24 protein-coding genes and 2 pseudogenes are annotated in these 26,708 nt (G+C 69.6%); 12 read left to right on the forward strand and 14 right to left on the reverse strand.

Going from position 1 to position 26,708, the window contains the following annotated elements:
- Positions 1-29: 29 nt before the first annotated feature.
- The gene (locus UK12_RS14255) at positions 30-1,016 is read right to left on the reverse strand and encodes an Lrp/AsnC family transcriptional regulator (protein WP_045303307.1); all 987 of its coding nucleotides are present in this window, start codon (positions 1,014-1,016) and stop codon (positions 30-32) included.
- Between the two features lie 83 nt (positions 1,017-1,099).
- On the opposite strand from UK12_RS14255, the gene UK12_RS14260 reads away from it, so the two are divergent.
- A complete protein-coding gene (locus UK12_RS14260; RefSeq protein WP_197084848.1) occupies positions 1,100-2,740 on the forward strand; it encodes an FAD-dependent monooxygenase in 1,641 nt (546 codons plus the stop codon).
- Between the two features lie 726 nt (positions 2,741-3,466).
- Here UK12_RS14260 and UK12_RS14265 read toward each other — a convergent pair.
- Positions 3,467-4,018, reverse strand: a complete 552-nt coding sequence (locus UK12_RS14265) for a TetR/AcrR family transcriptional regulator (RefSeq protein WP_045303308.1) — start codon at positions 4,016-4,018, stop codon at positions 3,467-3,469.
- A gap of 117 nt (positions 4,019-4,135) precedes the next feature.
- Between UK12_RS14265 and UK12_RS14270 the strand changes: the two genes are divergently transcribed.
- Complete coding sequence (locus UK12_RS14270) at positions 4,136-4,582, forward strand: nuclear transport factor 2 family protein (protein ID WP_045303309.1); 447 nt, start codon at positions 4,136-4,138, stop codon at positions 4,580-4,582.
- A 155-nt stretch (positions 4,583-4,737) separates the two neighbouring features.
- Here UK12_RS14270 and UK12_RS14275 read toward each other — a convergent pair.
- A pseudogene (locus tag UK12_RS14275) lies at positions 4,738-5,686 on the reverse strand (transposase); the annotation flags it as partial.
- Between the two features lie 683 nt (positions 5,687-6,369).
- On the opposite strand from UK12_RS14275, the gene UK12_RS37935 reads away from it, so the two are divergent.
- Positions 6,370-7,230, forward strand: a complete 861-nt coding sequence (locus tag UK12_RS37935; protein WP_231591204.1) for a LysR substrate-binding domain-containing protein — start codon at positions 6,370-6,372, stop codon at positions 7,228-7,230.
- Here UK12_RS37935 and UK12_RS41235 read toward each other — a convergent pair.
- Positions 7,220-7,426, reverse strand: a pseudogene (locus tag UK12_RS41235) (helix-turn-helix domain-containing protein); the annotation flags it as partial. The gene UK12_RS37935 and the pseudogene UK12_RS41235 sit on opposite strands and share 11 nt — an antisense overlap.
- A 142-nt stretch (positions 7,427-7,568) precedes the next feature.
- Between UK12_RS41235 and UK12_RS14290 the strand changes: the two are divergent.
- Positions 7,569-8,711 carry an FAD-dependent oxidoreductase gene (locus UK12_RS14290; RefSeq protein WP_045303312.1) on the forward strand — a complete coding sequence of 381 codons (1,143 nt, stop codon included), beginning with the start codon at positions 7,569-7,571 and terminating at the stop codon, positions 8,709-8,711.
- Positions 8,712-8,894: 183 nt separating this feature from the next.
- Here UK12_RS14290 and UK12_RS14295 read toward each other — a convergent pair whose 3' ends face one another.
- A complete protein-coding gene (locus UK12_RS14295; protein ID WP_045303313.1) occupies positions 8,895-9,515 on the reverse strand; it encodes a TetR/AcrR family transcriptional regulator in 621 nt (206 codons plus the stop codon).
- A gap of 111 nt (positions 9,516-9,626) precedes the next feature.
- Here UK12_RS14295 and UK12_RS14300 point away from each other — a divergent pair, with 111 nt between their 5' ends.
- The gene (locus UK12_RS14300) at positions 9,627-10,511 is read left to right on the forward strand and encodes an SDR family oxidoreductase (RefSeq protein ID WP_045303314.1); all 885 of its coding nucleotides are present in this window, start codon (positions 9,627-9,629) and stop codon (positions 10,509-10,511) included.
- A 69-nt stretch (positions 10,512-10,580) separates the two neighbouring features.
- Here the strand turns inward: UK12_RS14300 and UK12_RS14305 are convergent, their stop codons facing one another.
- From UK12_RS14305 to UK12_RS39700, 4 genes are all read right to left on the reverse strand, one after another.
- Positions 10,581-11,492 (reverse strand): NADP-dependent oxidoreductase, encoded by a 912-nt coding sequence (locus UK12_RS14305; RefSeq protein WP_045303315.1) that lies wholly within the window; start codon positions 11,490-11,492, stop codon positions 10,581-10,583.
- A 99-nt stretch (positions 11,493-11,591) separates the two neighbouring features.
- Positions 11,592-13,037 carry an MFS transporter gene (locus UK12_RS14310; protein WP_231591205.1) on the reverse strand — a complete coding sequence of 482 codons (1,446 nt, stop codon included), beginning with the start codon at positions 13,035-13,037 and terminating at the stop codon, positions 11,592-11,594.
- Positions 13,038-13,117: 80 nt separating this feature from the next.
- The gene (locus UK12_RS14315) at positions 13,118-13,870 is read right to left on the reverse strand and encodes a TetR/AcrR family transcriptional regulator (protein WP_045303317.1); all 753 of its coding nucleotides are present in this window, start codon (positions 13,868-13,870) and stop codon (positions 13,118-13,120) included.
- Positions 13,871-14,370: 500 nt separating this feature from the next.
- A complete protein-coding gene (locus tag UK12_RS39700; RefSeq protein ID WP_156178718.1) occupies positions 14,371-14,652 on the reverse strand; it encodes a hypothetical protein in 282 nt (93 codons plus the stop codon).
- 189 nt (positions 14,653-14,841) lie between these two features.
- On the opposite strand from UK12_RS39700, the gene UK12_RS14320 reads away from it, so the two are divergent.
- Together UK12_RS14320 and UK12_RS14325 are read left to right on the forward strand one after the other, a co-directional pair.
- Positions 14,842-15,084: a hypothetical protein gene (locus UK12_RS14320; protein ID WP_197084849.1), complete on the forward strand. Its 243-nt coding sequence runs from the start codon at positions 14,842-14,844 to the stop codon at positions 15,082-15,084.
- Between the two features lie 160 nt (positions 15,085-15,244).
- A complete protein-coding gene (locus UK12_RS14325; RefSeq protein ID WP_082119605.1) occupies positions 15,245-15,781 on the forward strand; it encodes a response regulator transcription factor in 537 nt (178 codons plus the stop codon).
- A gap of 3 nt (positions 15,782-15,784) precedes the next feature.
- Here UK12_RS14325 and UK12_RS14330 read toward each other — a convergent pair whose 3' ends face one another.
- The 3 genes from UK12_RS14330 to UK12_RS14340 all read right to left on the reverse strand — a co-directional run bounded on the left by UK12_RS14330 (position 15,785) and on the right by UK12_RS14340 (position 18,899).
- On the reverse strand, positions 15,785-16,378 hold the full coding sequence (locus UK12_RS14330) for a transposase (RefSeq protein WP_231591206.1): 594 nt from the start codon (positions 16,376-16,378) through the stop codon (positions 15,785-15,787).
- Positions 16,379-16,655: 277 nt separating this feature from the next.
- Positions 16,656-17,573: an NAD(P)H-binding protein gene (locus UK12_RS14335; RefSeq protein ID WP_045303319.1), complete on the reverse strand. Its 918-nt coding sequence runs from the start codon at positions 17,571-17,573 to the stop codon at positions 16,656-16,658.
- Positions 17,574-17,594: 21 nt separating this feature from the next.
- Positions 17,595-18,899, reverse strand: a complete 1,305-nt coding sequence (locus tag UK12_RS14340; protein WP_082119606.1) for a PP2C family protein-serine/threonine phosphatase — start codon at positions 18,897-18,899, stop codon at positions 17,595-17,597.
- A 615-nt stretch (positions 18,900-19,514) separates the two neighbouring features.
- On the opposite strand from UK12_RS14340, the gene UK12_RS14345 reads away from it, so the two are divergent.
- The 5 genes from UK12_RS14345 (at position 19,515) to zwf (ending at position 23,896) form a co-directional block, all read left to right on the forward strand.
- A complete protein-coding gene (locus tag UK12_RS14345) occupies positions 19,515-19,742 on the forward strand; it encodes a ferredoxin (protein WP_045303320.1) in 228 nt (75 codons plus the stop codon).
- A gap of 12 nt (positions 19,743-19,754) precedes the next feature.
- A complete protein-coding gene (locus UK12_RS14350; RefSeq protein ID WP_045303321.1) occupies positions 19,755-20,123 on the forward strand; it encodes an oxidoreductase C-terminal domain-containing protein in 369 nt (122 codons plus the stop codon).
- A 39-nt stretch (positions 20,124-20,162) separates the two neighbouring features.
- Positions 20,163-21,389, forward strand: a complete 1,227-nt coding sequence (locus UK12_RS14355) for a cytochrome P450 (RefSeq protein ID WP_045303322.1) — start codon at positions 20,163-20,165, stop codon at positions 21,387-21,389.
- Between the two features lie 105 nt (positions 21,390-21,494).
- On the forward strand, positions 21,495-22,412 hold the full coding sequence (locus tag UK12_RS14360) for a Cof-type HAD-IIB family hydrolase (RefSeq protein ID WP_197084850.1): 918 nt from the start codon (positions 21,495-21,497) through the stop codon (positions 22,410-22,412).
- Positions 22,413-22,447: 35 nt separating this feature from the next.
- On the forward strand, positions 22,448-23,896 hold the full coding sequence (gene zwf, locus UK12_RS14365; RefSeq protein WP_045303323.1) for a glucose-6-phosphate dehydrogenase: 1,449 nt from the start codon (positions 22,448-22,450) through the stop codon (positions 23,894-23,896).
- Positions 23,897-24,446: 550 nt separating this feature from the next.
- On the opposite strand, the gene UK12_RS14370 is transcribed toward zwf, so the two are convergent.
- Positions 24,447-25,223: an SDR family oxidoreductase gene (locus UK12_RS14370; protein ID WP_045303324.1), complete on the reverse strand. Its 777-nt coding sequence runs from the start codon at positions 25,221-25,223 to the stop codon at positions 24,447-24,449.
- A 298-nt stretch (positions 25,224-25,521) separates the two neighbouring features.
- Positions 25,522-26,379 (reverse strand): alpha/beta fold hydrolase, encoded by an 858-nt coding sequence (locus UK12_RS14375; protein ID WP_082119607.1) that lies wholly within the window; start codon positions 26,377-26,379, stop codon positions 25,522-25,524.
- Positions 26,380-26,708: the final 329 nt, after the last annotated feature.

Below are 26,708 nucleotides of genomic sequence, written 5' to 3' on the forward strand. Positions count from 1 at the left end.
CACGCTCCGCACTATCGAGCTCGAGCCATTCACGTGTCGGCTGCGGGGCCGCAGGGCCCGGCGGCGCCTTTGAAGGTCTGCAGGACCGGTGCGCTGTCGATGCTTTGCACGCCGCGCAGGGTGGAGATCCGGGTGCTCAGGTACGTGTGCAGCGCGGGGATGTCGCGCGTTGCCACTGAGGCGTGGAGGTTGTGGGACCCGCTCGTGGCGGCGACGAAGGCGACCTCGGGGTGTTGGGCGAGGGCGAGCCCGACGCGTTCCAGCCGTGCGGGTTTCACCGAGAGCCACAGCAGGGTGCGCACGCCGAGCCCGAGCATGGCCCGCTTCGCGTCGACGTCGAAGTAGAGCACTCCGGCGCCGCGCAGTTCGGCGATCCGCCGCTGCACCGTCGAGCGCGAGGTGCCCGTCTCGGCGGCCAGTCGGGCGGTCGCGGCTCGACCGTCGTCGCGCAGCAGGTTGAGCAGGTGCCGGTCCAGGTCGTCGAGTTCGACCGGTTCCGCCGGGTCGGTGTCCGGCAGTTCCGTGGGGCGTAGGTGTGCGACCTGCTCGGGGGTGAGGGCGGTCAGCTTGGCGGTGATTCCGCTGGCGCGTCCTGAGTAGACGTGGAGCAGGCAGTGGGCGGTCACGTCGAGGACCCGGGCGGTCCTGGGCAGTTCCCGCAGGAGCAGGCTCTCGCCGGGAGTCGCGGCGACGGTCACGCAGACCAGTTCGGTGCCGCCCGACGTGCGGCTGATCCACGAGGTGTCGCTGCGCCGGGCCAGTGACTGCGCGATCGCCTGCGCCGAGTCCGGGGTGCAGCGGATACGCACCAGCCATTCCACGTGGCCCAGCCTGGCCCGGTCGACCAGGCCCCACACGCGCACGGCGTTCGACGACCGCAGTCGGCTGTAGCGGCGGGCGACGGTCTGATCCGACACACCGATGACCTGGGCGACCCGGGCGAACGGGACGCGTCCGTCGACGTGCAGTGCGTGCAGGATCTGCACGTCAATCCGGTCGAAGACGTCGGAACGCATCAGCACTCCCTTCACCGCATCGGATCTGTTCACCCTATGCCGGTTGGATGGAGGGCGGGCATCCGGGGGCCGACGATCACATCATGAACGTGAACGAGAGCAGCATGAACGAGAACACTTCGAGCCCGGCGCCGCACGGCGCGGCTCCGGACCGCACGTCCGTCCTGATCGTGGGCGGCAGCATCGTGGGTGTGTCGGCCGCGCTCTTCCTCGCCGCGCGCGGTGTCACACCGATCCTCGTCGAACGGCACACCGGCATCTCGCCCCGGCTGCGCGCCAAGCTGTTCTACCCCCGCACGATGGAGGCGTACCGGGCCGTCGGGGCCGCGGACGACATCTATGCGATCGAACGTGACCGTCCCCGCAGCGAGTTCGCCGCCGTCGTCGAGTCGCTGGCCGGTGCCGAGATCCGGCGCTGGCGCCTGCCCGCCGCGGAGGACCACAGCGCCGTCTCCCCCTGCCAGGGCGCCATGGTCAAGCAGGGCGACGCCGAGCGCGTACTGCGGACGCGTGCGGCCGCCGACGGTGCGGACCTGCGCTTCGGGCACCGCTTCGTCGACTGGGAGCAGAACGCACACCGGGTCACGGCCCGTGTCCTGGACGACCGCAGCGTCCCGTACACCGTCGAGGCCGACTACCTGCTGGCGGCGGACGGCAGCGCCAGCTCGATCCGGGAGCGCCTGGGCATAGCCCAGCGGGGCGACCTGACCCTCGCGCACTCCATGGAGCTGGCCTTCAACGCGGACCTGCGCCCGGTGCTCGAGGGCCGCGCGCTGGCCCTGGCCTTCGCCGACCAGCCAGGCCGCCCGTTCATCTCCTGGACCACGGAGCAGGACACCGGAGCGGTCTCCGTCGGCTACGACCCCGCGACCACGGACCCGGACACCGCCTTCACTCCCGACCGCTGCCAGGCCGTCGTGTCTGCGGCGCTCGGGCTGCCCGCGTCCGCCTTCCGGATCACCGGAGCCCGGCCGTGGCAGATGTCAGCCTGGGTCGCCGGCACCTACCGTGAGGGGCGGGTGTTCCTCGTCGGCGACGCCGCCCACGTCTGCCCGCCAGTCGGCGGGTTCGGCGCCAACACCGGTATCCAGGACGCCTGGAACCTCACCGCCAAACTGGTGTCCGTCCTGCGCGGGCACGCGGGCGCAGGACTGCTCGACCGGTACGAGCCGGAACGCCGCCCCGTCGCCGAGCTGACGGTGCGCCAGTCCGTCCAGCGCCTCGCCGGCGCCCGCGAACAGGTTTCCGGCGGTGGTCAGTTGCTCAGCGAGGCCGCCGTGGCGGGGGGCTACCGCTACCCCGCGCCCGTCGTCGACGCCGTCGGGTCGTCCGCCGGGACTCCGCTGCCTTGGGCCGACGAGCCCGACCGTTGGCGGGCTGAACCGGGTACCCGGCTGCCGCACCGCCCTCTCGAAGCGGCCGCAGGCTCCTCGACCCTTGATCTGGTGCGCGGCGGACGCCACGCACTCCTCACCGGCCGTCAGGGTTGGTCCTGGGCAGAGGCAGCCCGGGCGCTCGACCCCGACCACGCCGTCCTGGACACGGTCGTCCTCACGCCGCAGGCCCTGGCACCGGGTGCGAGCTTCACGGACCGGTGCGGCATCGGCGAGGACGGTGCCGTACTGGTCCGGCCCGACGGTGTCGTGTGCTGGCGCGCCGCCCACGCCGCCCGCGCTCCGCATGCTGTGCTGAAGGACGTGCTGCAGCAGGCGTTGCTGCAGTGACCGCATGCAGGGCCGTGACCAGCGCGAGCCGGCCTGGCGACCAGCCCGGCTCGCCCGCCCGCCCGAACGCATCGGCGAAGGCCGCGTCCGGGAACAGCTCGCCGAGCCGGTCGCGGACCTGCTCCGCCAGCGGGGCTTCCCGCTTGCCCCGGTACATCGCCCGGATAGCCGTTGCGGTCTGCGGATCAGGCTGGGGCCAGGGCTGCGGTTGCACCGACACGACATGCTCCGTTCCAAGAAGAGACCCGAGAGGTCACCAGCGCTCATGATCCACTGCACCGTGGCCACGCTGTCACCCCTGACTCAAGGAACAAGCCCCAGACCGCCCCCAGGACCGCCCCAAAGCATCCCAACTCGGATTCATCACAAGGAACTTGGAATTAGCCACCAAGATCGGGCAAGTTCCACCGGGACTGACTGGACTTCGCCACACCCGCACCTTCCGGTATCCCAGCGCCCCAGGGCTTCAGCTTGGTCCGCCGATGTCTCGTCCGTGACGGTCTGCCAGTTCACGGGTTCCCAGCGGCAGGGCCGACACGGCTGTCCAAGTTCATGGAGTTCCCCAACCCCCTACACTCGGCCGCCGGCTGAGTCCGTGCTCGCCGGCGCCGGAATCCTCGCCCTCGGCGCCCCGTCTACGCCGTACGCCGGCAACGCGCCTGCGGGTCGACCCACCGGCGCCGCCGCGGTTCAGGGCCAGGAGGGTGCGCAGACTGCGCGGGGTGGCTACTCGGAACGCCGCGGGGACAGGCCGTCCAGCACTATGCCGACCGCTCTGTCCACGACGGTCCGCTCGCCCCGGGCGTTGGCCAGCGCTCTGATCAGCATGTAGACCTCATCTACCGTTGCGTCCGCGCGCACCTCACCGGCTTGCTGGCCGCGGGACAGCAACTCCTCGACAGCTTGGCGCACCATGGTGGCGGCAGCCTCCACCTCATCAGCGGAGCCTGTCGAGTCGGCGGGCTCCTCCAGCAACGCGACGAGCGCGAGCTTCGCCGGAGCGCCTGAGACCATCTCCCGGAACGTCTCCCGGAACGCCGCCCCGGCCTCGCCGCCCTCGCCCCGCGCCCGCGCTGTTTCAGCGAGCAGGGTGAGGTGCCGAACGATCGTGGCCTTGATCAGCACCCGCTTGGTCGGGAAGTGCCGGAAGACGGTGCCGATTCCGACGCCGGCCCGGCGCGCTACCTCCTCGGTCGAGCCGGCGTTGCCGGACTCGCCAAAGACCTCTTCGGCCGCGGCCAGCACCCTGTCCCGATTCGCCTGCGCGTCGCTTCGCATCCCACCATCCTCCCTCCCCGGCAGTCTTGCTCCCGCAGGCCCCGGTGATCAAGTCTTGCTATTCGGAGTTTCGACTCCGTATTATTCGGAGTGAAGGCTCCGCTTAGAAGGGTAACCATGATGCGAACCCCCGAAGACATGTTCCGTGCCATGCTCGACGGCGCCTGCCGGCTGCAGAACGGTGATCGCGACCAGGTCGACAAGCTGGCCGAGTTCTACGCCGAAGAAACCGACGTGCGGCACCCGATGGCCCCACTCGGCGACACCCCGATGCTCAGCCGCGAAGCACTCCGACAGCACTTCGCCGCGGCGGGGCCGGCTGGCCTGGCAGGCTTTCGCGTTGAGGATGTACGCGTCCATCACACTGCCGACCCCGAGGTGGTCATCGGCGAGTTCACTTACCGCGGCGACGCGGGCTGGGCCGCGCCGGGCATCATCGTCTTCCGGATCCGCGAAGGGCTGATCGTCGAGTCGCGGGACTACATCGACCATCTCGGGCTCGCTCGTGCCACAAACACACTCGACGCCCTCTGCACACAGCTGACAAGCGCCCAGCCTGCATAGAAGAACCGCGCCGGTGGGCGCTTCGACCTCAAACCTCGCCGACGGCGCCCACCACCCCGCTCGCGCTGGCGGTCCACACCGGGGGCGTGTCGATGCCCAGGGGTCTGTACGGTCTTCGGCTCTGTTCAGTAGTCGGTGGTGACGCTGCGTCCTTGCTATGAGAGGAGGATGCGGTGGCGGAGGAGGTCGAATTCGGCACGGTCGCGCATCTGGCGCATGATCCGCTTGGTGCGGGTGTTGACGCCTTCGGTGCGGCCGTTGTGGTAGGGCAGGGTGAGGCCGGCGTCGATGGCGGCGCGGTCGAGTTCAAGGCCGTTCGCGAAGGAGTGCAGGCGGGGAAGGCCGACGGTGCGAACTGTCGTGATCCAGTCGGTGAGCTTGGCGTCGTTGCCCTCGGCCGGTGTCAGCAGCTGCGCGAACTTGTCAGTGAGGAAGGCGAGTTCAGTCATCTCGGGGCAGTCTTTGGTGAGTCCTCGCAGCAGTGCGGCGTCCTTGTCGCGCAGGCTCTCGGGGCGGGTGAGCAGGAGGCGGGAGAAGCGCTGCGAGGTGGTGACCGGTCGCTCGCCCTCGGCGCGGCCCTGGGTGATGTAGCGGTAGAGCAGGTTGAGGCTGCCGGTGTGTCCCTGTTCCCGGATCTCCCGGAACAGGTGTTTGACGGGGACGGCCGGGTCGGCGGCGCGTCGGGCGCGCAGGTGGTCGCGGTAGGGGTCGACGAGCGTGGGCTTGTAGCGGGGTGCGCGGCGGTCGCCGGTGGGCTCCTGCATGCGGGCGTACCGCTTGACGGTGTTCAGGGCGACGTCGAGGCGGCGGGCGCATTCGAGCAGGCCCACGCCCTGGTCGAGGAGATTGTGGACCTTGTGCCGGCGTTCGCGGGTGGTCTGCTCGCGTGTGCCCCCGGGCCGGGCGGGGTACACCGCGGTGGCCCGGCAAGCGGCATGGGAGCGGACTTCGGCCAGGACCTTGCCGCACAGGTTGCTCCACATGCCTGTCGCCGACCTGCACCGCTTCGGGCAGGGCCTGGCGGATCGCCTCGCCGTAGGAGCCGGAGCCGTCCCGGCAGACGTACTCGGCCCCGGGATGCTCGCGCAGCCACGCGACCAGAGTCGGCGCTGCACCTGGGTGCGGGCCACCGCCGCCGGCCGGGACCGGCTGCGCGCGCACGTGGCCGCGCTCCACCAGATAGCCGACCGCGCCGAGCAGGCCGCCGCCACGAACCGCCCCGACAGTGACGCCGACACGGGAGCCGGCCCCGATGCCGACACGCAGCGACCCCACACCGGCTGACCCGCACCCTCCAGCACCCGCCTGACCAGCCAGTACGTGATTGGGCCCCCCGCAACCGCGGAGGGCCCGATCACGTACTCGGACAGCAATGAGGCCGGTCAACCCGACACTCCGTCGGGTTGACCGGCTTCATTGGGTCGGTTGACCAACGCGATGTCGGGGGTCAGAGCGTCGTCGCGCGAGCGGACCGTGCAGTCGCACCACACCAGGTTGCCGACGCGCAGCCGGGTGGCATCCGGGCCGACGCTGACGATCCGACCCACGCCACCGGTACCGGGGACTACCGGCGGTTCGAGCGGGTGGTTCCGCCGACCGCTGAAGACTTCCTCGGCATACGGGGGACGCAGGCCGCCAGGACTTGGACCACCACCTCGCCACCGCCTGCCACGGGATCGGGCATCTCCTGCGCGGTGAGTGGGGCACCGAACTCTGTCAGGACTGCTGCTCGCATCTGCTGACCTCCTTGATTGCCCGCTTGAGGCGAGGTTAGGAGTACGGAGGTCATGCGCGCGCGGATCCTGCCCCCTGTGCTCACACGGCTCGCCACGGTCAGCCGGCATCTCACGGTCACGACGTGGGAGGGCACCACGCCCGTACTGATCCGCGCCCTGCGGGCAGGCTCGATCGACGTCGCCGTGCTGACCTCCCGCCCGCCGCACCGGCCGTCGGACGGCGAGTCCCCCCAGCTGCACATCGAAACGGTCGAGGACACCGAACTGCTCGTAGGGGCGGCGACCACCGGCCTGTTCGCCGGCCGCACCGCGGTGCACGTCGACGAGCTCGTCGACGCTCCCTGGACCGCCGCCCCGTCATCGAGCGCCGAACCCCTGCTCGGTGTCTGGCCCGGCCTGCCCGGGCGACCGCGCATTGTCCACACGACGAGCGACTGGCTGACGAAACTGCAGCTGGTCGCCGGCGGTTTCGGCGTGACAACCGTCCCGTCCCGCATGTCGACCGTGCTACCGCACGGCGTGAGCCTGCTGCGCGTGGACGGAGCGCCCCCGAGGTCCGCCGGATTCTCCTGGTACGGCTTCCCGGCCGACCGGGCCCCGGAATCTCGGCTGTCATCCGAGCGATCACCTTGGTCGCTTGACCCGTCGCCGGAGCCCGCCACCGCCGTCCCCATCGTGTTCCGTGGCCCTACCAGGGGCCGTCGCCCCGCCGCGTCAGGGCCGGTCAGGTGCTGGGACTGCAGGGTAGGAGTGCCAAGCGGCCCTCGATGCGTCACTCTCGGCGGCCTTCCTGACCGACAGTGGCACCCCAGCCCGTCTCCAGGAGGTCGGAGGCGCGCAGGAGGGCCTGGCGGGGGTCGTCGTGGCCGCGGACGGCTCGGGGCGCTTCGAGGGCGAAGTGGGCCTCTTTGACCGGGAAGTGCTTGAAGAGCGTGGTGGTGGACACGTCGGCGGCATCCGCGATCTCACGGATGCCGACCTGCTCGTATCCACGCTCCAGGAAGAGCCGCAGCGCGGCGTCAGCCAGAGCCCGTCGGGTGGCGGCCTTCTTGCGTTCGCGGCGCCCCGCAGGCGCCTTCCCGTCGGTGCCGGTCGTGGTGTCGGTCATGCCAAGGATTCTACCTCCATTGGTTGATCGAGTTCAAAAGTTGTCTCGTTGCACTTATTGAGTTGTTGTGCTCTTCTGGAGCGGCGGACGCGTGGCACGACCCCGTCCGCCGCTCTCCTCCGCTCGAAAGGTGCGATCAACCATGCCCACCCCCCGTATCGCCATCATCGGCGCCGGCCCCGGCGGCCTGACCTGCGCCCGCATCCTGCAGCAACACGGCATCACCGCGGCCGTCTACGACCTGGACGCCTCCCGCACCGTCCGCAACCAGGGCGGCACCCTCGACATGCACCCCGACTCCGGACAGCACGCCCTACGCGAGGCCGGCCTCTGGGACGCCTTCCTCCTCCAGGCCCGGCCCGAAGGCCAGCAGATGCGACTGGTCAGCCGCGACGGCCGCATCCTGCTCGACGCAATCCCGCCGGAGGCCGACACCACCGAAGGCAACCCCGAGATCGACCGCGGACAGCTCCGCGACCTCCTCCTCGACTCCCTCACGCCCGACACCGTGCGCTGGGGACACAAACTCACCCACGCCGAAGCCCTCGGCAACGGCACCCACCGCCTGCACTTCACCGACGGCACCACCACCGACGCTGACCTCGTCATCGGAGCCGACGGCGCCTGGTCCAAGATCCGCCGTCTGGTGTCCGACGCGGCGCCCCTCTACACCGGCGTCACCTTCGTCGAGACCGGCTTCAACAACGCCGACACCCGCCACCCGCGCCTCGCCGAGCTCACCGGCAACGGCACCATGATGGCTCTCGACGACAACCTGGGCTTCGTCGCCCAGCGCAACAGCGGCGGACACATCCGCGTCTACGTCGGCATGCGCACCGATGAGGACTGGTACGAGCACGCCGACGTCGCCCTGGCCGACACCGCCGCCGTCCGCGACACCCTCCTCAAGAAGTTCACCGGCTGGGGCCCCGACCTGCTCGACTTCATCACCCACACCGACACCGGCTACACCAACCGGCCCCTGTTCGCCCTGCCCGTCCCCCATGCCTGGGCCCACACTCCCGGCGTCACCCTCCTCGGCGACGCCGCCCACCTCATGTCGCCCTTCTCCGGCATGGGCGCCAACCTCGCCATGCTCGACGGCGCCGACCTCGCCCACGCCCTCATCAACAGCCCCACCGTCGACGACGCCATCCACGCCTACGAAGCCCTCCTGCAGCCCCGCTCCGTCGCAGCAGCCGGAGGAGCCGCGGAAGGCATCAACAGCGCCTTCGCCCCCGACAGCGCCACCCAGGTCCTCGCCCACATGACCCAGCACCACTGACACTGATGCGGGGACGGGGGCGACGCCGCAGACTGGAGGCCGCCTGCGCGGCGCGGGAAGGCCGGCCGGCGGCGAGGCCGGGTGCTGCTGCGCCCACCGGTTGAACCACCGCTCCACGATGGCGTGAACCCCCGGCTCCACGATGGCGCCCCGGCGAGGGCCGCGGTCGGGGCGGCCCGGGGCCTAAGCGGTCAGCGGCGCGGTCGACGAACCGTCGACTGGACGGGAGTCGGATACGAGCCCGGCCGCGGTGGCCAGCAGCTCGTCGAGCGCCTGGCGGGTGAGATCGGCCAGCATCTCCTCGCCAGGTCGCTCGGCCCACTGGTCGAACGCGCGGTAGAAGGCGCTGATGCCCAGTTCGGCGGCGAGCCCTGCGGCCGGCTCGCGCACGCCGCGCTCGCCGAGTGCGGCGGTTGCGGCCTGCACGAGTATCGCGCGCTTGAATGCCGCGCGTTCCAGCAGTTCGGCATTGGCGGCGATGACCGTGCGCAGCTGAGCGCTCATGGCACGGTGGGTGTCGGTGAACAGGGACGCCAGCCCCTTCAGGCCCGCGCGGACCGCCTCCAACGGGGTCGCCCCGGCCGGTGCCGCGAGGATGGCCTCGGTCAGCGCCCGGGCATGCGTCTCCTGGCCGGCGAACAGCACCTCCCGCTTGTCCGGGAAGTGCCGGAAGAACGTCATCTTGGTCAGGCCCACCCGGTCGGCGATCTGCTGGACGGTAGTGGCGTCGTAACCCTGCTCCACGAACAGGTCGAGCGCGGCACGCACCAGCCGCTCTCTCGTATTGGGTTCCCATCGAGCCATACGGACAGACTAGGCGATGTGACTTAGTAACGTCACTCGGGCTATGGTGATGTTACTAAGTCACATCAACGGGGCTCGCCCAACCGGCGAGGCATACCGAGGAGCACTGCCATGCGCGTATTCGTCACCGGCGCCAACGGCCACATCGGCTCGGCCGTGGTGCCCGAACTCGTCCAGGCCGGACACGACGTCGTCGGGCTGGTCCGTTCCGACGCCTCGGCCACCGCCGTCGAGGCCATGGGCGCTCGGGCGCACCGCGGCGACCTCGCCGACCTGGCCGGTCTGCGCGAAGCGGCAGCGGCGGCCGACGCGGTCGTCCACCTGGCCTTCGACCACGCCGCCATAGCCGCGGGCGACTTCGCGAGGGCCGTGGCCACCGACCTCGCCGTGGTCCAGGCGCTCGGCCAGGCTCTGGCCGGCACCGGCAAGGCGCTGATCGGCGTCGGCCTGACCCACACCAGTGACCCGAAGCGGGACGCGGTGATCGACGCGAACCCGCGCTCAGCCGTGGCCCGCGCCATCGCCGGCTTCACCGACCAGGGCGTGCGCAGCATCCTGGTCGCGATCCCGCCGGTCACCCACAGCTCGCGCGACCGGATCGGCTTCATGCCGACCCTGATCAAGATCGCCCGGTCCACCGGCGTGTCCGGCTACGTCGGCGACGGCGCCAACCGCTGGCCCGCCGGCCACACCCTGGACGTCGGCCGCCTGTTCCAGCTCGCCCTGGACAAGGCACCGGCCGGAGCCCAGCTCTACGCCGCGACCGAGGAAGGCATCACCGTGCGCGAAATCGCGGAGGTCATCGGCCGCCACCTGAACCTTCCCGCCGTGAGCATCCCCGCCGACCAGGCCGCTGTCCACTTCCAGGGCTTCCCGTTCATCAACCTCGACATCACGATGGACAACACCGAGACCCGCAAGCTGCTCGGCTGGGAGCCCGCCCACCCCGGCCTGATCGCCGACCTCGCAGACGGCCACTACTTCACCACCGACTGAGCAGCGATCAGCCACCGTCCCCGCCACTTGCAGCATGGTCAGCTACGCCCGGATCGCCTGTCGTGTCGGTCAGTTGACGACAAGAACCAGCCTGCCGCGGACCCGGCCGAGTTCACTGACCCGGTGGGCTTCGGCGATGTCGGCAAGAGGAAACGTCTTGTCGACGGGGAGCCAGAATCGCCCAGCGTCGATCAGCTCGCCGATCGTGTGCAGCGAGTGGAAGGCGTGTCCGTCTGCGAATCCGTTGCTGAAGTGCACGCCGTGGTCCTTGGCGCCCTGGAAGTCGGCGAGGGTGATGACGTGGTCGGCTCCGTGGGCGAGGTCGATCAGCTCGGGCAGGACGCCGCTTCCGGCTACGTCGAGGGCGGCGTCCACGCCGTCGGGAGCGAGGACGCGGATCCGTTCGGTCATGCCGTCGCCGTAGGTGACGGGCTCCGCGCCGAGCAGGCGCAGGTAGTTCTGGTTGGCGGCACTCGCGGCGCCGATGACGCGGGCGCCGCGGGCGACGGCCAGCTGGATCGCGGTGCTGCCGATCCCTCCGGAGGCGCCGTTGATGAACAGGGAGGTGCCGTTGGTGACGCCGAGCCGGTCGAGAGCGCGGGTGGCCGTCTCCAGGGCGACGGGCAGGCCCGCGGCATCGACGAATCCGAGTGACGGGGGGATGAGCGCTCGGAAGGTGAGCAGCGCCAGCTCGGCCGCCCCTGCGGCGTCGTCGGAAACTCCGAAGACGCGGTCTCCGACGGTTACGTCGGTCACGCCCTCGCCGATCTCGTCGATCACGCCCGCAACGTCGTTGCCGGTGGTTTGCGGGAGCGTGGCTCCGAAGGAGAGCGTGCCGGCGCGCAGTTTCCAGTCGGTGCCGCTGATGCCGACGGCATGGACCTTGATGCGCACCTGGCCGGGGCCGGGGTGCGGGTCCGGGAGCTCGACGATCTTCAGGACCTCGGGGCCCCCGTACTCGCTGAACTGCACGGCCTTCATGTGTTTCCTTTCGATGGGGCGGCGGAGTCCGCCGCTGATGCCTGCTGCGGCTGCGGAGTGTATGGAGCTGACTCGTGTGCCCGGTGAATGCTCGGGGTGTCAGTGCGCGGCGATGGGCGGCGCGTCGTCGGGGACCGTCAGCGGGCCGCTGCGGAACATGAGCGCGGTCAGGACGCCACAGGCCAGGAACACCGCTGAGGAGATCCAGAACACCAGGTGGTAGCTGGAGATGGTGGCGTCGGCCAGGATCTGTCCCTGGGGGGCGGCGCCGACGTGGTTCTTGATGTACGAGGTGACGGCTGTCGCGGCGAGCGAGCTGAAGACGGCCGTTCCGATCGAGCCGCCGATCTGTTGGGTGGTGTTGACCATGGCGGAGGCCACGCCCGCCTCGTGGGGCTGGACGCCGCTGGTCGCGGCGTTCTGCGCGGATCCGAAGATCAGTCCCGTCCCGAGGCCGAGGACCAGCAGGGCCGGCAGCACGGTTCCGGCGTAGCTGGAGTGGGTGCCGAGCCCGGTGAACAGCGCCATGCCGATCGCGGACAGGAGGCATCCGATCGGAACGAGGGGGCGGGGACCGATGCGCGGCAGCAGGGCCCCGGAGACGATCGCCCCCACGATCAGCAGGCCGACCATGGGCAGGAACGCGCTGCCGGTCTGGATCGGGCTGAACTTGAGAGTTTCAGCCAGGTAGTAGGTGACGAACAGGAACACCGCGAACGCCCCGACACCGGACAGGCCGATCGACACGAACGACGCACCGCGGTCGCGGTCCAGGATCACTCCCAGCGGCAGCAGCGGGTTGCGGATACGCCGCTCGATCGATACGAAGACGACCACGAGGACGACGCCCGCGATCACCGGGCCGAGCGAGGAGACGTCGGTCCAGCCTTTGGAGGCGGCATTGCCCAGGCCGTAGACGATGCCGACCATGCCCACGACGACGGTGAGAGTTCCGGCGAGGTCGAGGCGGACACGTTCGGGCCGCTCACCCTCGTGCAGCCAGAGCATGGCACCGATGAACGCGATGGCCGCGATGATCAGGTTCACGTACAGGCACCAGCGCCACGACACGCTCTGGGTGAGGATGCCGCCCAGCAGCAGTCCCATGGCGCCGCCGGCACCCGAGACCGCGCCGAAGATTCCGAACGCCCGGCCGCGTTCGGTGGCATCGTGGGCGAAGGTGACGGAGACCAGCGAGAGGGCCGCCGGTGCGAGGAGCGCACCGAACACGCCCTGAGCGACGCGCGCGACGAGCAGCAGCGCGAAGCCGCCGGCCGCCCCGCCGGCGGCAGACGCCAGAGCGAATCCGGCAACGCCGATCAATAACAGCAGCTTGCGACCCAGCAGGTCCGACAGACGGCCACCGAGCAGCAGCAGGCTGCCGAACGCCAGCGCGTAGCCGGTCACCACCCACTGCCGGGCATCGTTGGAGAACCCGAGATCGCGCTGAGCGGTAGGCAGGGCGATGTTCACGATGGTCGAGTCCAGCACGACCATCAGCTGGGCCAGGCTCAGGACGACGAGTGCCAGCCACCGGTTCGCCACACGACTCCCACGTGCGGGGGCCTCAAGAGGGCCGGCTCCGGAGTGCCGCTTTGCCGTGTCGCCCGACGATGTTTCAGTGCTCATGAGGTGGGTCCCTCGCTTCGTACGGTGAGCCCTCCGAAGAGCAGCCCCAGTGTGAAGTCGAAGCGCTCGTGTCCCTCGCCGGAGTTCACCACATCCACCGATGCGACCGTGATCGGGAAAAGATCCGGGGGCAGCATCCTCAGGCGTTCGACGACTTCGTCCCGTGCCGCAGGACTGCCGTCCGGGCCCCGCCCGGTGGTCCGCCTGGGTGCCACGACGCTGTAGGCGCCGATGTAGAGGAAGGCCGCATCCACTGCCCATGCTGCGGACCGCAAAGAGACGCCGCCCGCCACGAGGATCGCGAGTAGCCCCTCGTTGATACGGAGCGTGTCCAGGCTGTGCGGAGCGCGCGCCACTGTGGCCCGCCAGATCCCCGGATACCTGAGGTACTGATCACGCAACTGCCGGCAGACATCCAGCGCCTGATCCATCCACCGGTCGGCGTCCGGCTCGGGCAGCGTCACTTGCGAACACAGCTTGCCGACCATCAGATCGTCGAGCTCCGCCTTGTCACGCACATGCGAATACAGCGCCCCCTGCGTGACATGCAGCTCGGCGGCGACACGGCGCATGGTCAGTGCGTCGAACCCTTCGGCCTCAACGATCCGCAGCGCGGCGTCCACAATCCGCTCGACGGTGAGCGGCTCCCGGCGCGCACGCGCAGCTCTGGGCGCTTCACCGAGAGCCGCGACCTGCGCGGCCCACTGATCGCTCGAAACGATGCCTCGCGACTGCTTCTTCTCGGTCATGGCACAACCGTAGCAGCCAAACTAAACGACGTTCAATCACTAAACGACGTTTAATGGCTGGCGCGATGTGTAACGCTGCATAGGAGGCAGGCGCTACGTGCGTGACGCCGCAGGCGATGGCTACGGACGCCGCGGCGACGCAGCGGAGCGGCTGCGCCCGTATCCCCTACCGCTGCGTGAGAACGACCCAGGCGGCGACCGAGCGGTATGCATCGTGAAGTTGCAGGTCACGGGTCTGGTGGTGCGGGTTACAGCGTGCTCACGCTGGTCGGCGGCTGGTGTCCACGGTGAAGATCGTCTGGCTGGCCGGCCGACGGGGTTGTCGGATTCTGCTGCGCCTGCCGTGAGGGGCCACCCACGATCCGTCGCCGTGCTCAACCTCCGCGCCCGCATACAAGCCGTCGTCCTCGCTTGCGACGCCCGCCTGATCCGGGCCGGAGGCTGAGGCCGCCAGCCCGGATCAGGCGGGAGGGTCAGAACCTGCCCTGGTTCAGCGCGTTCTACAGAGCCGCGATGGTGGCCGGTCCGAACTGGCCGTCGACGGTGAGGCCTGCGCCGGTGGCGTTGAGGAAGGTCTGCAGTACCTTTGCGCCGAACTGGTCGAGCGCGCCGTCCGCCATGCCGATGGGTGCGGCCTGTTTTGCCGAAATGGCAGCAACCAGGAGCGCCCCGCCGAGATCAACCGGATCCTGACCGGCTGGCTTTCCTCCCTGCCCTGCTGGAGCCCTTTTCGGCGTCCCATCCGTCTGGCGCTGCAAGGGCTCCCGGATCGCGGCAGCCACCGAGGACTCGACCGGTGATCGAGTCGACAGGGAGGCGCGCGTGAGGGGCGAGGAGCCGAAGCTCCTCGCCCCTCACGCGTCGCGCTGGCCGTCCTCGGGGAGGCCCGTCCGGCGACCGCTGGTCGCCGGGCCCTGATGGGTTGTGAGGCTGGGGGCACCACGTGGGGTCTGATGCGGCACTACTGGGTGATGATCAAGCTGGCGATCACCCTGTTGTCCACGGTCCTCCTACTGGTGCACATGGGTCCGATCAGCGAGGTCGCTGACGCGGCGGCCGACCCGGACTGGTCGACCGACGCGCTCCGCGGGCTGCGAAGCCAGCTCGTGTTCCAGTCCGGGGCCGCGCTCGTCGTCCTGCTCGTAGCCACCGCCCTGTCGGTGTACAAGCCCCAGGGTCGGACCCGCTTCGGCTGGCGAAAGGCCCTCTCCTGAGGTTTCGGCGGAGTCCGCGGCCAGGGTTGTGGTCGCGCGGGCGTCCTCGGCGAGCGGATCTCGGGGCAATACCAGCCGCATCCCGGCCTGCCCCGCCAGCGCCGAGTACGACGCCGTCCGGCGTCAAGGCAGAGTGTCGCATCGTGGTCGTCGCGACCTGATGGACATCCGCATGCCGCTCCTCGACGGCCTCGCGGCGACCCGCCTGATCACCGCGGACGAGGACCTCGCCGGAGTGAAGGTCCTGATCCTCACCACCTTCGAGATCGACGAGTATGTCTTCGAGGCGCTGCGCACCGGGGCCAGCGGTTTCCTGGGCACGAGCGCCGACGCGAAAGAACTGCTGCAGGCGATCCGCACCGTCAACCGGGGCGACGCGCTGCTGTCCCCCGGCGCGACCGGACTGTCCAACGACAAGATCGCCACGCAGCTCGTACTCAGCCCCGCCACCGTCAAGACGCACGTGAACCGCGCCATGATCAAAGTCAGCGCCCGCGACCACGCCCAACTCGTCGTCTTCGCCCACCGCAGCGGCCTCGCCGCAAGCCGGCAGAACGGCTCCGGCACAACGCCCCGGAGACAGAGGACCGGGCGTGGCGCAACTCAAGACCGCGAGCGGCTTCACGGAGCATCTCCGGGCCGGCTTCCGGTACACGCAGCCGGTGCGGAAGCAACTGAGGCTTTCGGTTCGGGGTGAGGGTCAGGGTGGGGTGAGGGTCAGTCCGGTTTCGCGGATGAAGCCGTCGAGGAGGTCGGTGCGGTACTGCATCTTCTTCAGCCGGGTGCGGGCCTTGGCGGCGAGTTGACGGGTGGTGCGGGCGGCGAGGTTGGCGAGCGACTTCTTCAGGTGGGCCCGGACCCCTTCGGCGGGGTTGAGGTCGGGTGTGCAGGGCGGTAGGCGGAAGACCGTCGGCCAGGTACTGCGGGCCTCGAGCAGCGCTCGCATCACCGCGTCCCTGTGCTGGGTGGCGTTGTCCCACACCAGGACGATCTTCCCGCCGAGCTGCTGGTGGGCGGCGTCCAGGAGAGCGGCGAAGTCGTCCTCACGGAAGCCCTTCTTCTCGCCCTTGCGGCCGGTGTGGACCGGCATCCGGCAGATGAGCCGGGAGCGAGGGCCGGGGCCGGCGCACAGCAGGGCGGCCGGCGAGATGCGTCCGGAGCCCCTGCCGGTGACCTTCACCACCGGGGTGTGCCCGCGGCGTGACCAGGTCCTCGCCTTGGGCGGCCGAAGGCTCTGACCTGCTTCGTCCTCGAAGACCAGCCATGACCCCTGCTCCCGCACGGTCTTCTCCACCTCGGGCCGGACCTCCCGCATCCACCGCTGGACGGCCGGGCCGCGAAGGCGTTCACCGACTGACGCGCACCGCGCGACGAACGGGATTTCTCACTCTCCGGGTACCTTTTCCGCGCGTGACCGTCCGGGTGACCCGAAGACCGTGACGCCCCTCTCCCCAGGTGTCACACCACATCAACGGCACTACCCGGCACAAGGACACGCCAACAAACACACCTGGCCAAGCACTACTGGTGGATCGGCAGGTCCAACTTGGCTGTTCAGGGCCCTTTGGCGGTCAGCTCGATTTTGGGGGCATGAAGTTCGAACCGTTGCGATCGAAGTCGTGCCTCCTGTCGATGACGAACTCCTCCACGGTCATGGGAGAGCGGTTGCCGATGACCTCGATGAGGTTGTTCGTGCCCTGGAAGATGCCGTGCTGGTAGTCGGTGGCGACATTACTCAGGTGCTGGATCAGGTGGGACGGCTTGCCCAGGGAGGCCAACCCGTCCGCGAACTCCTCGATGCTGATGGGTTCGTACGTAACGGGGATCCCGAGTGCTCGCGAGACCGCCATGGCGATCCCGTAGTGGTCCATCTCAACCGGGCCGTGCAGAGGGTAGGTCTGGCGATCGTGCGGCTCCGGCTTCTCAAGGATGGCGGCGATCACGTACGCCTGGTCAACCCCGGCCACGGGAGCGTGACGGCCGCTTCCGAACGGAAGGCGGAGCACGCCCTCGTCTCCCTGACGGCCCCACCACCAGCTGATCCATTCGGCGAAGAACGTCGGACGCAGGTGCGCGGTGAGCATCGTCGTGCGGTCGAGCAGGCGCTCGCCGAGCCAGTGCTGGCGCGCTTGGTTGCTGACGGCTTCCCGGCGGGCTGAGATCTGCGACATGTTGACGACCGATCGGACGCCAGCCTCGGTGGCCGCCTGCGCGAACGTGACCGTGGCGTCGAGCAAGCCCGGGGCGATCGGGTAGCAGAAGTAAGCTCCGCTCACTCCTCGCATGGCGGAGCTCACGTCGTAGAGGTTGAGCAGGTCGCCCACGACGATTTCGGCGCCTGTGGCAGCGAGCTGCCGCGAGCGGTCGTCCTCCCGGTGCACGAGAGCACGCACCCGGTGCCCTCGTTCCAGGAGCAGTTGCACGGTGGTCTTCCCGGTGTTCCCCGTCGCGCCGGTGATCAGGAAGAGCCGGTCATCGTTCTTCGTCATGCTCGTCGACCTCCTTGCGGATCACGCCCGTCTCGGCGGCGAAGTGGTCGCGCCAGGGGATGGTGCGCGTGTTCCGAAGCGCGCCGGGTGGACGGCTGGAGTGTTGTGAGAGGCGGCCTGCGACCTGCGGGTGTCGGGGTGCCATTCGACGAGCAGGATGGTGGCGTCGTCACTGAGGTCGTTGCCCTGGCGTTCGAGGATCGCGTGGATGAGCAGTCGCAGGACCTCGGAGGGCTGCCGGCCGGCCGCGGAGGAGCGGATGATGAAGTCGGTGAACCGATCCAGGCCGAACGCCTTGCCGTCCTCGCCGCGGGCTTCGGTGACGCCGTCGGTGTACAGCAGCACCCGGTCGCCGGGTTCCAGCGTCGTCTGGTGCACCTCGCGGTGGGTGGGTCCGAGCCGGAACGGCAGGCCCATCGGCGGCTGAGGGGGGCTCTCCAGGGCGTGCTCCAGCACGCGTTCGTTGCGGATCAGCAGGGGAGGCGGGTGACCGCAGTTGCACCACTGCAGCATGCCGGTGTCCACGTCCAGCCGGCACAGCACGCCGGTGCAGGACTGTTCGGGGAGCCACTCGGCGAGCGCCTGGTCCACCGTCCCGATCGTGCTCGGCAGATCGGCGCGGGAGCGGCGGGCGTTGCGGCAGCCGGCCATCACCATCGCGGTGGTCAGCCCCGAAGAGAGGTCGTGGCCCGTCGCGTCGAAGATGCTCGCGTGCAGGATGTTCCTGGTCACCGAGTGGTCGAAGGCGTCGCCGCCGAGCGCGTAAGCAGGTTCCAGCACGGCGGTGGAGAGCGCGCCGGTGCGGCCGACGCTGTGCGGTGGCAGGAAGGCGCGCAACATCTCGGTGGGCAGCGTCATGCACTGCGTGCGGGTGCGGGCGACGAGCCAGTCGCTGTAGGTGCGCTTGGAGGTGACCACCATGGCCAGCAGCCGAGCCAGTATCCGGCAGCGGCGCAGCCGCACCCCGTCCAGGACGCCGGCCCGCACGCCCAGCACGCCGAGGCGCTCCGCGCCGTCCACCATCGGCAGCCACACCGTCACGCCGTCCCGGGAGTCGTGGACCCGTGGCGACAGTGTGCGGTAGGCCCAGCCTGCCTCGCTGGAGTCCACGGGCAGCCGGTCGGTCTGTTCGTCGAGGGGGATGAGCAGATGCTGCTGGAGGTCGGCGAGGTAGATCGTGGCGCTGTCCAGGCCGAGCGCCCGGGCGCACCGGTCCGCCAGTGCGGGCAGACGGTAGGGGACGATCGCACTGGCCTCGGCGAGCAGCTGTTCCAGCAGTCGCTCGTCCGCCCCGGTGGTGGCCGCCCGGTCGTCCTCGTCGGCCATGACACCACCTCCGCCTTCTCAGTCTTGCACCCATCCGTCCGGGTCTCATTCCGGCCGGGAAGCGGCGGCGCTCGCAGGCGGACGATCACGATCGACGTGCCGACCGCTCCGGACCGGCTGGGCCGGCTCGATCTGTCCTCTTGGCTACCGAGAAGCACGGTAGAGACGGCACTCATCGTGAAGTCCTTGGCGGTGTAAGGCTCGTCATGCCGCGGCCGGGTATCCATGCTCGCGAGCTCAGGCGGCGGCCACTCAGTGCCGGTGCCCCGGATGATCCGAGCGATGGCAGTGTCGATGCGCCTCATGCGCGCTGGCACAAGCGTGCCGAGCCGACCGGATTCGATCACGTGACTCGCGATCTCGGCAGCTCGTTCCTCCGCACTCAACTCCGCGTTGTTGACGGCCTCGGCGGGACCAAGTGAGGAGCCGCCAACGACAGCTCCACGCATCCACGCAAGTGCCGTAGGCGCCTGGCCCGCCCAGCACCGCCCTCGCTTTGCGAGACCTCTGCGGAGGGTTGATCCTAAAAGTGAGGCATGCCTACCGACCACACGGACCGAGCGCAGACAGCTGCGGGGCTCGGCACCGCGGCCCCGTGCAGGGAGCGGGTTCCAGATGAGGCTTGTCGCCGATCTCAACCGGTGCCAGGGATTCGCGCAGTGCGTCTTCCTCGCCCCGGACGTCTTCGCCCTGCACGGCGATGAGGCGCTGCTGTTCTCTCCTCGCTTCGAGGAAGCGCAGCGCGACCGGGTGGCGAAGGCTGCTGCCGCCTGCCCGGTCCAGGCCATCCTTGTCGACTACTCGGACGAGCCGACGAAGGGTGTGGAGCCCCATGTCGGCTGAAGCGGACCGCCGATGTTCTGGTCCTCCCAGTTCGGCGTGAACATCAAGTCCGTGGGTGTGCCCTCGCTCGACGACCAGCTGCTCGTCGCCCAGGGGGCGCTCGCCGAGGAGCGGTTCGTCGCGGTGTACGGCTACCGCGGCCGTGTCATCGCCGCAGCGTCCTTCGACGAAGCCGAGTGTCTGGGGCTCTACCAGCAGCAGATCGAGGCCGCCGCGCCGTTCCCGCCGGAGTACCGCGTGGTCGACCGCCGAACCGAAGCGCCGCAGCCGGTCGACCCGGCGTTCCCCGACCCCCACCTGCCCACCCACGGGCCCACCGTCACGCTGACGGGCCACTCACCAAGCGAGCGGCGTGTCGAGTTCGTTCCGTCGCATGCCTGATCACCGACCCTGTGCCGCCCGGAGCCCTCAGGAGCCACCATGACGCTCGGCAGCATCTCCGCGCAGATCGCCGACTACGCCAATCGAGCCGATCCGTACCCGCTGTACGCGGAACTGCGCAAGACACCGGTCAGGCGGGAGGACGACGGCACCTACCTGGTCAGCACCTACTACGAGGTGCGGAGCCTGGCCAACGACCCACGGCTGAGCAACGACACGAGCAACCGTCCAGCCGGCTACGCCCGCATCGGGCAACCGGCGGAGGAGACCGGCCTGCCGCCCAGTTTCATCTTCACCGACCCGCCTGTACACGACCGGCTGCGCAACACCATCAACCGGCCGTTCGGTCCCCCGCACAGCCCCAGATTCCTCGACGGCCTGCGCGGAGAACTGGCCAAGGTCGTCACCGAGTTGCTCGACGCCTTCGATGGCAAGGAGCAGGTCGACATCGTCGAGGACTTCTCCTACCCCCTCCCCGTCACGGCCATCTGCAAGGTCCTGGGCGTGCCGCGCGAGGACGAACGGCGCTTCCACGGCTGGGCCGACGCCCTGACGTCCGAACTCGATCCCCACCCCGGCGGTGACAACGTCCCGGGAAAGGCAGAGCGGGCGCGCCGGGACCTGGGCGCCTACCTGTCCGACCTGATCGAGACCAGACGCCGCCAACCCGGCCCCGGGATGCTCAGCGCGCTCGCCCCCGAAACCGGTCCCGGAGGCAGCATGACACCGGCGGACCTGGAGGCCACCGCGGTGCTGCTCCTGGTCGCCGGCCACGAGACCACCGTCAACCTGATCACCAATACCACCCTCACGCTGCTGCGCCACCCAGACGTCCTCGAGCGGTTCCAGAAGGACCCGGACCTGGCGGTCCCGCTCATCGAGGAAGTGCTGCGGTACGAGCCCCCGGTCCAGTTCGTCAGGTGGACCACCGCCCTGGCCGACATCGACATCGCCGGCACCATGATCCCCCAGGGCTCGCCGGTCTGGCTCATGCTGGCCGCGGCCAACCGCGACCCCAGACGCTTCAAGGACCCCGACCGGTTCGATCCCGACCGCAAGGACAACCAGCACCTGGGCTTCTACACCGGCATCCACTACTGCTTCGGTGCCCCGCTCGCCCGCATCGAAGCACAGCTCGCTCTGCCCGAACTGTTCCGCCGGGTCAAGTTCTCCCGGCTGCTCGAGGACCCGCCACCCTACCGCGCCAACGCCGTACTGCGCGGCCCGCGCCACCTTCCCGTGGCGATCGAGGGCCTGACGGCTTGAGCACCACTGGAAGGAGGATCGGTCGGCATCGGGGCCAGGCGCCGCCGCGGGAGGTCGCGGCCCGGCTACCGCGCCCGACCGCTGCGCGACTTGATCGCGGGCACTGTGGGGCGCAGCGAAGCGGTGGACCGGATCGCCGCCCGGTACGTGGCGACGGTCCGCGGATTCGCCGCCCAGCTGGAGTTCCCGGACTCACCGGACCAACCCGGAGGCAGCATGGCTCCCCTACCGATCCGATTGCTTCTCGCCGACGTCGACGGCACGCTCGTCACCCAGGACAAGGTCCTCACCGAGCGGGCCATCGGCGCGGTCGCGGACCTGCGGCAGGCCGGGATACTGTTCGCCGTCACCAGCGGCCGCCCGCCGCGCGGCATGTCCATGCTCATCGAGCCGCTCGAGCTCAGCACGCCGATCGCGGCGTTCAACGGTGGGCTGTTCGCCCGCCCCGACATGTCGGTGATCGAGCAGCAGGTCATACCCGACGACGTGACGCCGGCGGTGATCGAACTGCTCACCGCCCACGGGATGAGCGTGTGGATCTACCGGGGCGCGGACTGGCTGGTCCTGGACGCCCAGGGACCACACGTGGCCCGCGAGTCCTGGACGGTCCGGTTCGACCCGACGCCCGTCGACAGCTTCACCCCGGTCTCGGACGGCGTGGCCAAAGTCGTCGGGGTGAGCGATGACCACGACGCGGTCCAGAAAGCGGTGGTAGCGGCCCGCGAGCGGTTCGGCGACCACGTGTCGGCGGCCAGGTCTCAGCCCTACTACGCCGACATCACCCACCCCCACGCCAACAAGGGCTGCGTGGTCCGTTACCTGTCCAGGGCCTACCGGATCCCTGCCGAGGAGATCGCCACGATCGGCGACATGCCCAACGACGTGCTCATGTTCGCCCAGTCAGGACTCAGTATCGCCATGGGCAACGCGAGCCATGAGGTCCAGCGGGCCGCCCGTCGTGTCACCACAACCAATGAGGATGAGGGCTTCGCCAACGCGGTGGAGCGGTTCATCCTGCCTTGACCCCGACGTTGCCAAGGCCGACGACAAGGAGTGCCATGACTGCACCGGCGAGCACCGCCGCTGATGTCCTGGTGATCTTCGGCATCACCGGAGATCTGGCCAAGAAGATGACCTTCCGGTCCCTGTACCGCCTGGAGCGCCGCCAGTTGCTCCGGTGTCCGATCGTCGGCGTGGCCCGCCGCGAGTGGTCCGCCGCGACCCTACGGGATCACGCACGCCGCGCCATCGAGGACACCGGCGAGACGATCGATGAGGACGTGTTCCAGCGGTTCGCGGAGCGCCTGTCGATGATCTCCGGCGATCTCGGGGACCCGGGGACCTATGACCGTCTCGCCCGGGCGATCGAGGCCCGGCACGCTCCGGTCTTCTATCTGGAGATCCCGCCGTCGCTGTTCGGCCGCGTCATCGAGGGCCTGGCCGGTGCCAACCTCACCGGTCGGGCCCGGGTCGTCGTGGAGAAGCCGTTCGGCCACGACCTGGCGTCGGCCCGGGCGCTGAACGCCCAGCTGAGCAGGCTCCTGGAGGAGCGGCAGATCCTCCGCATCGACCACTTCCTCGGCAAGGAACCGGCCCTGGACATCCTGTTCCTCCGGTTCGCCAACTCCGTCTGGGAGCCGCTGTGGAACCGCGACCGGATCCAGTGCGTGCAGATCACCATGGCCGAGGACTTCGGCGTGGAGGACCGGGGCAGCTTCTACGACCCGGTCGGGGCGCTCCGCGACGTCGTGCAGAACCACCTGCTCCAGCTCGTCGGGCTGTTCGCCGCCGAGCCACCGAGCACCGCCGCCGACGGACTGCGCGACAAGCGGGTAGAGGTGTTCCGGGCCATCCCGTCGGCGGACCCGAGGCATTACGTCCGCGGCCAGTACGACGGGTACCTGGCCGTGCCGGGGGTGAGCCCGGACTCGCAGACCGAAACCTACGCCGCGCTGCGGTTGGAGATCGACAACTGGCGCTGGTCGGGCGTCCCGATCTTCATCCGGGCCGGTAAGGCCCTCCCGGAGCAGGCCACCGAGATAAGGGCTGTCTTCAAGCCGCCCCCCACGCTCGCGTTCGCGCCGACGTGCGCGCCGCCGGACCCGAACGAGCTCATCCTGCGGATCGATCCCAACCCAGGTGTCGACCTGATCATGCAGGCAAAGCAGCCCGGGGCCCAGGCATGCCGGACGGTAGACCTGTCGCTGACCTTCTCCGAGCAGCTCGGGGAGGCACCGGAGCCGTACGAGCGGCTGCTCGGCGACGCCATGGCAGGGGATTCCAGCCTCTTCACCCGGGAGGACAGCGTGGAGGAGACATGGCGCATCGTCCAGCCGCTGCTGGACACCCCGCCCCCGGTGGAGCCGTACGAGTCGGGATCCTGGGGGCCGGCCGGCGCGGACAAGCTGCTCGCGGGCCACCCGCGTTGGCGCGGCCCCTGGCTCCACTCCCGCGCCATGAGCCAACACCGCGTGCAGGTGGACCCGCCGGACAGGACTGAGAAGTGATCCGCAAACCCGCTGCGGGACTTGGGATCAGCACAAGTGTTCGCGGGTTCCCGATTCGGGTGATCTCAGCGTGGTCGCCGCATAACAGCACGGCTGGCGCGGCCTCGACGTCCAGATGTCCTGCTTCGGCTCGCTCTACCGATGGGCATCGTTGAACGCGGGGTTGGGGCTACCGGCTGGTAGGCCACCACGCTGTACCCGCCAGCGCTACCGCTCGCGGCGGAGCGGTAGACCGAGAACACCGTGCCCGTCGGCCGCTCGCCCACCGGTGCGACGGACGGGTCGGCGCCCACGAAGTCGAGCGCCAGGGACCAGCCCTGGGCGGCGCGGCGGTTTCGCAGCTTGCCCCAGTCTCGATCGGGTCGGGCCGCGCCGTCGTGGCCGTAGAGCGCGAAGTCCACCCGGCCCCGGGCGAAGCCGACCCCGTGCGCGGGCGCTGTGGCTGAGTGGGTACTTCTGCGAGGTCCGGGCGGCGCGCGGTTGGCGTCGGCGCTGGACCCTGTTGGGCCCGCCCGTGCCGCGGGCGGGCCCTGCAGGGGTGCCGGGAGGGTCAGTTGGGCTGGCGGGTCGGCATGACCGTGACCTGCTGGAGATTCACGCGCGGTGGCAGCGTGGCGATGAAGCCGACGGTTTCGGCGATGTCCTGCGGCGTGAGCCACTCCATCGTCTCCTTGGAGCCCTCCAGCCACTGAAGCGCACCGTCATCGGTGACGTGGTTCTGCAGCTCGGTCGCGACGATGCCCGGCTCGAGCGCCGACACCCGCACGTTCTTGGCGCCCAGCTCGACCCGCAGATGACGCGAGAGGTGGGTGACGTACGCCTTGGTGCCGGAGTACACGGCGAAGTTCGGGAAGATGTTCTGCGCCGCGATCGACGAGGTGTTGATCAGGTCGGCCACGCCTCGCTCCCCGGCGGCCTTGACCAACTGCGGGATGAACCCGCCGATGACGTTCATCAGTCCGGTGATGTTGAGGTCGATCTGACGCCGCCACTGGTCGGTGGCCAGCTCCTCGATCGGGGCGGGCAGCATCACGCCCGCGTTGTTGAACAGCAGGTCGGCGCCGCCCAGCTCGGCCGCCACCCGGCCGGCGGCCGACCGCACGGCCGCGGCATCGGTCACGTCGACCGCGATCGCCAGGGCGGTGCCGCCGCTCTTCTCGATCCGGGAGACCAGCTCGTTCAGCCGGTCCGCGCGCCGCGCCAGAACGGCGACGCGTGCGCCCAGCCCCGCCAGGTGTTCGGCCGAGGCCTCTCCGATGCCGCTGGAGGCTCCGGTGACGACCGCCACGCGGCCGGTCAGGGGCTTGGCAAGGGTTTCCGTGGACATGCGGCACACCTTCCGAAAGGGGATGACTCAAGGGGGGCCGCGGCCGCCTGCGCGGAGGGCCGGCATTACGGACATACCGCCCTATGCATGCAGCCGTACGGTGCAACTGGTCCGAGGTTGCGGTCGGCACCCGGCGCGGCAGCCGTCAGCGCGCGAGGGGCACGGCGAACGGCTGGAATCCGCGGCGGCGCAGGAGGTGCGGGCCCAGGAGGATGAGCTCAGTGAGCGTAGCGACTCGCACAGACGGCTCTGGCCTCCCGCCGCCGAGGTCTTGACGCCGCGGACTGGTTCGGGGGCGCTATTTCCGCATGTAGTCCTCGACGGCGTCGACGATCAGGTTTTTGACCGCCTCCGGCTGGGAGAGGAGGGACACGTGTGAGGAGTCGATCTCCACCGTCTTGCGGGCATTCGCCCGCTTCGCTTCGAATCGCTCCAGACTCGGATTGATCGCCTGGTCCTGCTTGCCGACAAGGGCGAAAACGGGCTTGTTCCGCCATGCGGCGCCGGTGAGCTTGTCCGTGAACGCCGACAGCGCGATCGGACGCTGTGTGGCTGCCAGAATGTTGGCCTGACTCGTGGGCAGGTCCGCGGCGAAGACCTGGTGCAGTCTGTCCGGCTGTACATACACGTCCGTGCCGGTAGTGCCGTCGCCATTGCGGAAGGGCACCTGCTTCAAAGCCTTGGTGAGTTCAGGGGGAGCGAACTCCGCCGAGAGGCTGGAGAACGACTCTCCCACATCGGGCATGATCGCGTTGATGTACACGAGGGCCTTGACGTTGTCGTTTCCGACGGCAGCCTGCGAGATCACCTCTCCGCCATAGGAATGACCAACCAGGACGATCGGTCCCTTGACGGACTCCAGGAAACTCGCGAGGTAGGTCGAGTCCTGGGGAATGCCGCGGAGGGGGTTGGCCGGTGCGGCCACCCGGTAGCCGTTCTTCTGGAGCCGTTCCACGACGCCGTTCCAGCTCGACGCGTCGGCGAAGGCACCGTGTACGAGCACGATGGTGGGCTTCTCCCCGCCGGGATCACCACTCGGACCACCGGCCTGCACCGTTACGGCCGCCACGACGGAGGCGGTTCCCGATACCGCCAGAAATACCGCACCCCAACGAACGATGTTCAAGTCGCGGCGCGACTTCCAGGATATTCCCATGCCACTCCTTCGGCGCGAAGGCGTCAGGCGACGCCCGGGATTCCAGAGTCGAGGACACCAGTCGGCCCGTCTCCGCGTACGGGCCATCCGAGTGAACGCACCCCAGCGGCCTGGAGTCCTCCCACCTTCCCGAGCACCCTCGACCAGGACCGACTCACACGGTCTGCACCACTCATCCCCCGCACCCATCCGGAATGAGTCCGCCGGGTCGTTCACCAACCCCCGGGCGCCTTCCAGGATGGCGTCCTGTGGAGTGGTGCAGGAGGGGTCTTGGAGTAACCCCTGCCCCTGGGCCGACCATCGCCCAACTCTTCAACTAGAACCACGAG

This window comes from Saccharothrix sp. ST-888, from assembly GCF_000955975.1.
Classification (GTDB): Bacteria; Actinomycetota; Actinomycetes; order Streptomycetales; family Streptomycetaceae; genus Kitasatospora.

Coding starts and splice junctions, on each gene's coding strand:
- UK12_RS14255 (WP_045303307.1), bottom strand. CDS start 1,016: ATGCGTTCCGACGTCTTCGACCGGATTGACGTGCAGATCCTGCACGCA.
- UK12_RS14260 (WP_197084848.1), top strand. CDS start 1,100: ATGAACGTGAACGAGAGCAGCATGAACGAGAACACTTCGAGCCCGGCG.
- UK12_RS14265 (WP_045303308.1), bottom strand. CDS start 4,018: ATGCGAAGCGACGCGCAGGCGAATCGGGACAGGGTGCTGGCCGCGGCC.
- UK12_RS14270 (WP_045303309.1), top strand. CDS start 4,136: ATGATGCGAACCCCCGAAGACATGTTCCGTGCCATGCTCGACGGCGCC.
- UK12_RS37935 (WP_231591204.1), top strand. CDS start 6,370: ATGCGCGCGCGGATCCTGCCCCCTGTGCTCACACGGCTCGCCACGGTC.
- UK12_RS14290 (WP_045303312.1), top strand. CDS start 7,569: ATGCCCACCCCCCGTATCGCCATCATCGGCGCCGGCCCCGGCGGCCTG.
- UK12_RS14295 (WP_045303313.1), bottom strand. CDS start 9,515: ATGGCTCGATGGGAACCCAATACGAGAGAGCGGCTGGTGCGTGCCGCG.
- UK12_RS14300 (WP_045303314.1), top strand. CDS start 9,627: ATGCGCGTATTCGTCACCGGCGCCAACGGCCACATCGGCTCGGCCGTG.
- UK12_RS14305 (WP_045303315.1), bottom strand. CDS start 11,492: ATGAAGGCCGTGCAGTTCAGCGAGTACGGGGGCCCCGAGGTCCTGAAG.
- UK12_RS14315 (WP_045303317.1), bottom strand. CDS start 13,870: ATGACCGAGAAGAAGCAGTCGCGAGGCATCGTTTCGAGCGATCAGTGG.
- UK12_RS14320 (WP_197084849.1), top strand. CDS start 14,842: ATGATCAAGCTGGCGATCACCCTGTTGTCCACGGTCCTCCTACTGGTG.
- UK12_RS14325 (WP_082119605.1), top strand. CDS start 15,245: ATGGACATCCGCATGCCGCTCCTCGACGGCCTCGCGGCGACCCGCCTG.
- UK12_RS14335 (WP_045303319.1), bottom strand. CDS start 17,573: ATGACGAAGAACGATGACCGGCTCTTCCTGATCACCGGCGCGACGGGG.
- UK12_RS14340 (WP_082119606.1), bottom strand. CDS start 18,899: ATGGCCGACGAGGACGACCGGGCGGCCACCACCGGGGCGGACGAGCGA.
- UK12_RS14345 (WP_045303320.1), top strand. CDS start 19,515: ATGAGGCTTGTCGCCGATCTCAACCGGTGCCAGGGATTCGCGCAGTGC.
- UK12_RS14350 (WP_045303321.1), top strand. CDS start 19,755: ATGTTCTGGTCCTCCCAGTTCGGCGTGAACATCAAGTCCGTGGGTGTG.
- UK12_RS14355 (WP_045303322.1), top strand. CDS start 20,163: ATGACGCTCGGCAGCATCTCCGCGCAGATCGCCGACTACGCCAATCGA.
- zwf (WP_045303323.1), top strand. CDS start 22,448: ATGACTGCACCGGCGAGCACCGCCGCTGATGTCCTGGTGATCTTCGGC.
- UK12_RS14370 (WP_045303324.1), bottom strand. CDS start 25,223: ATGTCCACGGAAACCCTTGCCAAGCCCCTGACCGGCCGCGTGGCGGTC.
- UK12_RS14375 (WP_082119607.1), bottom strand. CDS start 26,379: ATGGGAATATCCTGGAAGTCGCGCCGCGACTTGAACATCGTTCGTTGG.